The sequence below is a fragment of the Sulfurihydrogenibium sp. genome (assembly GCF_027448985.1).
In the GTDB taxonomy this organism is placed as follows: Bacteria; Aquificota; Aquificia; order Aquificales; family Hydrogenothermaceae; genus Sulfurihydrogenibium.
In genome coordinates, this window is the sequence record NZ_DAIDMN010000143.1 from 1 (window position 1) to 1,763 (window position 1,763).

A 1,763-nucleotide genomic window follows, 5' to 3' on the forward strand; every position below is an offset into this window, starting at 1 on the left:
AAAGCTCCTTCTGTTACTATTTTGGGAGAAGTGAAAAATCCGGGTAAGTATGAAATTGATAGAAGCACAACTTTAGCAGATGTTATAAAGAAAGCTGGTGGTTATACAGAAAATGCATATCCACAAGGTCTAATTTTTATAAGAGATACTATCAAAAAACTACAAAAAGAAAAATTAGAAACAACAATGTCCCTTTTAGAAGAAGAGTTTATCAAATCAACTAGACAAGTCTCTTTTGCAACAGAAGAAGAGAAGCAAGCTGCCTTAATGGCTATCCAAGAGCAAAAAAACTTAATCCAATTAATGAGAAAAAAAGCAGAGTTTGGCCTTGGAAGAATTGCTTTAGACATTCCACCTACACTACAAGAGCTTGAGAAATCAAACCAAAACATTGTATTAGAAGATGGTGATACTGTTATTGTACCTTCAAGACCAAGTTATATTTTAGTCTTGGGTGATGTTTATAACCAGATAGCCCTTCCTTATGTAAAAGGGTATAGGTTGAAGGATTATTTAGAAATGGTGGGAGGAGTTGGTAAAAACGCAGATAAAAAGAACATTTACATTATAAAAGCAAATGGAAGGGTTGTTTCTTCCCAATCGGTAGGAAGGTCATTTTTACTATGGTCAGGTTTAGAAGATTATCAGCTGTCAGAAGGTGATACTATAGTAGTCCCAACAGAGCTTAAAATACCTATAGCTTGGAGACCTATGATAAAAGATATAGTACAAATAATATTCCAATCTATATCAACAGCAGTACTTGCTAAGAGGTTATAAATATGGAAGAAAAGAATGTAAATACTCAACATAACAACTGTAATGAGGACGAAATAGACCTTTTTCAGCTATGGGATACTATATGGTCTAATAGAAAATTTATAGCAGCTTTCACTGGAATTATAACAGTTTTAGCTGCAGTTATTTCTTTTGTACTACCTAAAACTTACACAAGTGAAGCTGTTTTACTCCCAGTAGGAGGAGACTCTAAAAGTGGTCTATCATCTATAGCAGCTATGGCAGGTTTACCTATACAAACAGACCAAAAGCAAGCAAATGTAAAGGCAGTTTTAGAAAGTTTAACTTTAAAAGAAAGAGTGATAAAAGATCTTAATTTGTTAGATGAGATACTTAAAGATAAAAAATCTGAGTATAAGTACCCTTATCAAGTTGCAGCTGAAAGTTTAAATAAAGTTATAAAAGTTAATATAGACAATAAAAACAACACTATAAAAGTTTCTGTTGATTGGAAAAATCCTGATATGGCACAGAAAATAAATCAAAGTGTAATAGAAAACTTAAGAAAAATATTAAATGAAAAAGCATTTACCGTAGCTAAAATGAATAGAATATTTTATGAAAACCAGTTAGAAGAAACAAAAAATCAATTGAAGCAAGCCATGGATCAGCTAAACAAGATACAAAAAGAAAAACAGGTCATCTTACCAGAAAATCAGATACAAAGCCAGGTTAAACTTTATGCAGATTTAATAGCAGAAAAACTGCAGTTAGAGGCAAAAATAAAAACAATGTCAACAGTTTTAACACCAGACCACCCAGAGCTAAAATCTGCTTACAACCGTTTGGCTTTTTTAAACCAAAAGATAGCAGAGGTGGAAGGTAAAGTAAACACAGAATCTCCTTTATCAGTAGAAAAAACCTTATCAGCAATCCCAGAGTATACTTCCTACTATTTAAAAGTTCAACAGTTAAAAGCAAAGTATGAAATATTAGCAAAACTTTTAGAACAAACAAGAATAGAT

The 1,763-nt window shown here is 32.0% G+C and carries 2 protein-coding genes; both read left to right on the top strand.

The window, feature by feature from the left end; all coding sequences use genetic code 11:
* A partial coding sequence (locus NE054_RS08065; protein WP_297890449.1) for an SLBB domain-containing protein occupies nucleotides 1-780 on the top strand: 780 nt, incomplete at its 5' end.
* 2 nt (nucleotides 781-782) lie between these two features.
* The coding region (locus NE054_RS08070) for a Wzz/FepE/Etk N-terminal domain-containing protein (protein WP_297890451.1) at nucleotides 783-1,763 on the top strand (981 nt) is incomplete at its 3' end.